Source organism: Amycolatopsis sp. SID8362 (assembly GCF_010550475.1).
Taxonomy (GTDB): Bacteria; Actinomycetota; Actinomycetes; order Mycobacteriales; family Pseudonocardiaceae; genus Amycolatopsis; species Amycolatopsis eburnea.
In genome coordinates this window covers 1-3,835 of sequence record NZ_JAAGNB010000377.1, presented here as the reverse complement: position 1 = coordinate 3,835, position 3,835 = coordinate 1, and the positions used below count along the sequence as shown (strand labels likewise).

1 protein-coding gene is annotated in these 3,835 nt (G+C 72.7%); it reads left to right on the top strand.

All coding sequences use genetic code 11. The features are described from left to right. The coding region (locus tag G3I65_RS12010) for a type I polyketide synthase (RefSeq protein WP_160696172.1) at positions 1-3,835 on the top strand (3,835 nt) is incomplete at both ends.

Sequence of the window (3,835 nt, the reverse complement as noted above, 5' to 3'; positions counted from 1 at the left end):
GGCGCGCTCGGGACCGAGGAAGCCCTTTCCCTGTTCGACGCGGCCCAGGTGGCCGGCACCGGCTGCGTCGTGCCGGTGCGCGTCGACCTCGGCGCGCTGCGGGCCCAGGCCGAGCACCTGCCGACGTTGTGGCACAGCCTGGTCCGCGTCCGCACGCGCCGCGCGGCCGGTCCGGTGCCGGGCGCCGAAGGACTCGCCGCGAAGCTCGCCGGGCTGAGCGCGGACGACGTCCGCCGGTTCCTGCTCGACCTCGTCCGGACGCACGTCGCCGCCGTCCTCGGGCACGACGGCGCCGAAGCCGTCGAGCCGGCGAAAGCGTTCAAGGACCTGGGTTTCGACTCGCTGACCGCCGTCGAACTGCGCAACCGGCTCACCGCGGTGACCGGCCTCCGGCTCCCGGCGACGATCACCTTCGACCACCCGAACCCCCAGGCGCTCGCCGCGCTGCTGCAGACCGAATTGGGCGGTGGCACCGAAACCAGCGCGCCGGCGGTGGTCACCACGGTCGCCGACGACGACCCGATCGCCATCGTCGCGATGAGCTGCCGCTACCCGGGCGACGTGACGTCGCCGGAAGAACTGTGGCACCTGGTCGAAACCGGCCGCGACGCGCTCACGGCGCTGCCCGCCGACCGCGGCTGGGACCTCGCCGCGCTGGACGGTGCCGAGGGCGGGTTCGTCCACGACGCGGGCGGGTTCGACGCCGAGTTCTTCGGCATCTCGCCGCACGAAGCCCTGGCCATGGACCCGCAACAGCGGCTGCTGCTGGAAATCTCGTGGGAAGCACTGGAACGCGCCGGGATCGACCCGCGCTCGCTGCGCGGCAGCAGCACCGGCGTGTTCGTCGGCGCCGCGCACCAGGCGTACGGCAGCGGCGTGGCCGAGGTGGCCGCCGGCGTCGAGGGGCACCTGCTGACCGGCAACGCGACCAGTGTCGTCTCCGGCCGCGTTTCCTACACTTTCGGCTTCGAAGGTCCCGCCGTCTCGGTGGACACCGCGTGCTCGTCGTCCTTGGTCGCGCTGCACTGGGCGGTCCAAGCGCTGCGCGGCGGGGAATGCGACCTCGCGCTCGCGGGCGGTGTCGCGGTGATGGCGCAGCCGGGCATGTTCGTCGAGTTCGACCGCCAGGGCGGGCTGTCCTCGGACAGCCGCTGCAAGGCGTTCGCCGAGTCCGCCGACGGCACGGGCTGGGGCGAGGGTGCGGGCCTGGTGCTGCTGGAGCGCCTGTCCGACGCCCGCCGCAACGGGCACGAAGTCCTCGCCGTGGTACGCGGTTCCGCGGTGAACTCGGACGGCGCGTCCAACGGCCTGACCGCCCCCAACGGTCCTTCACAGCAACGGGTCATCCGCGCCGCACTGGCCGGAGCCGGGCTCGCACCGTCCGAAGTGGACATGGTCGAAGCGCACGGCACCGGCACCACCCTCGGCGACCCGATCGAAGCGCAGGCCCTCCTCGCGACCTACGGACAGGACCGCGAAGAGCCGCTGTGGCTGGGTTCGCTCAAGTCGAACATCGGGCACACGCAGGCCGCCGCGGGCGTCGCCGGGGTGATCAAGGTCGTCATGGCGCTGCGGCACGGCGTCCTGCCGCGCACCCTCCACGTGGACGCGCCGTCGTCGCGCATCGACTGGGAGTCCGGCGCGGTCGAGCTGCTCACGGAAGGACGGCGCTGGCCCGATACCGGCCACCCGCGCCGAGCCGGGATCTCGTCGTTCGGCATCTCCGGCACCAACGCCCACACGATCATCGAGCAGGCCCCGGCGGTCGTGCCCGTCGCTCCCGACACCGAGCCCGAGCCGGGGGTGATCCCGTGGCTGCTGTCCGCCCGTGACGCGGACGCCCTCGCGGCGCAGGCCGACCGCCTCCGCGCCCACGTCGAGTCCCGACCGGAGCTTTCCCCGGCCGACGTCGGTCATTCGCTGGCCCATTCCCGCGCCGCACTCGACCACCGCGCCGTGGTGTTCGGCAGTGGCCGGACGGAACTGCTGGCCGCACTGGAGAACCCGCCGGTCACCGGCATCGCCCGCCCGGACCGGCGTTTGGCGGTGTTGTTCACCGGCCAGGGTGCCCAACGGTCCGGCATGGGCGAGCAGCTCTATGCTCGCTTCCCGGTCTACACCAAGGCTTTCGACGAGGTCCTCGCTCACTTCGATCCCGCACTCCGCGAGGCCTTCGCCACCCAGGCTCTCCTAGACCGCACCGAATTCACCCAGCCGGCCTTGTTCGCGCTCGAAGTCGCCCTCTACCGCCTGATCGAGTCCTTCGGCATTCGCCCCGACTTCGTAGCGGGCCACTCCATCGGCGAAATCTCCGCCGCCCACGTCGCCGGCGTCCTGTCCCTGGAAGACGCTTGCCGTCTAGTCTCCGCCCGCGCCTCCCTGATGCAGGCCCTCCCGCCAGGCGGCGCGATGGTCTCGATCGCCGCCCCCGAGTCCGCCATCGTCCTGACCGCGGGTGTCTCGATCGCCGCGGTCAACGGCCCCGAGTCAGTCGTCATCTCCGGCGACGAGTCCGAGGTCTTGGCCATCGCAGCCCAGTTCCCCAAGACCAAGCGCCTCGCGGTGAGCCACGCGTTCCACTCACCGCTGATGGACCCCATGCTCGAGGACTTCCGCGCCGTCGCCGAGTCTCTGGAGCACCGCCCCGCGACGATACCGGTGATCTCGAATGTGAGCGGTGCTCTCGCTGAGCCGTTCACCGCGGACTACTGGGTGCGGCACGTGCGTGAGACGGTCCGCTTCGCCGACGGCGTCGCCACGCTGCAGGCCGCCGGCGCCGATGTCTTCCTGGAGTTGGGGCCGGACGCGGTGCTCAGCGCGATGATCGACGGCGGAACTGTGAGCAGTGCTCTACGACGAGACCGCTCTGAAGAGAGAGCACTGCTCGCGGCGTTGGGCACTGTTCACGTCAACGGAGTCGACGTCGACTGGGCCGGGTTTTACCCCGGTGGCCGACGGGTCGACCTGCCCACCTACGCGTTCCGGCACCGGCGCTACTGGCTCGCCGGCGAGCCTGGCACCGCGCCCGCCACCGCGGCCGGTGGGGACTCGGGGTTCTGGGACGTCGTCGCGAGCGGCGAACTGGCCACCGAACTGGAGCTGGACGACGACGTCGCCGCGGCGGTGACCCCGGCCCTGTCGGCCTGGTACCGCCGGCGGCGCCAGGAGTCCACTGTGGATTCGTGGCGGTACGGCATCGCCTGGCGCCCGGTCACGCCGGAGGCCGCCGCGGCCGTCGGGAACTGGCTGCTGGTCGTGCCGGAAGCGGGCGAAGCCGGTGTCGTGGCGGGGGTCGCGCAGACGATCATCGAACGCGGCGGGCGGATCACCCCGGTCCGGATCGACCCGCTGCTCCCGCGCGCCAAGTTCGCCGAGCGGGTACGCGCCGCGCTGGACGATTCCGAAGTGGACGGTGTGCTTTCGCTGCTGGCCCTCGCCGAAACCGGGATCGCGGCGGGCACGGCCACGCTGCTGCAAGTCCTCGGCGACCTCGGCACCGGCGGCCGGCTGTGGTGCCTCACCCGGGGCGCCTTCGCGGCCGTGCGCGCCGATCGCGTCGACGCGCCGGTCCAGGCGCAGGTCTGGGGCCTCGGCCGGACGGCGGCCATGGAATACCCCCAGCGCTGGGGCGGCCTGATCGACCTCCCCGCCGAGCTGGACGACCGTGGCCGCGAACGGCTCGCCGCCGTGCTCGCGGGGACCGAAGACGAGGTCGCGCTGCGCCCGTCCGGCGTCTTCGCGCGACGGCTGGAGCGCCGCACCGCGACGCCGGGTGAAACCTGGCAGCCGCGGGGAACCGTGCTGGTCACCGGTGGCACCGGCGCGCTCGGCGCCC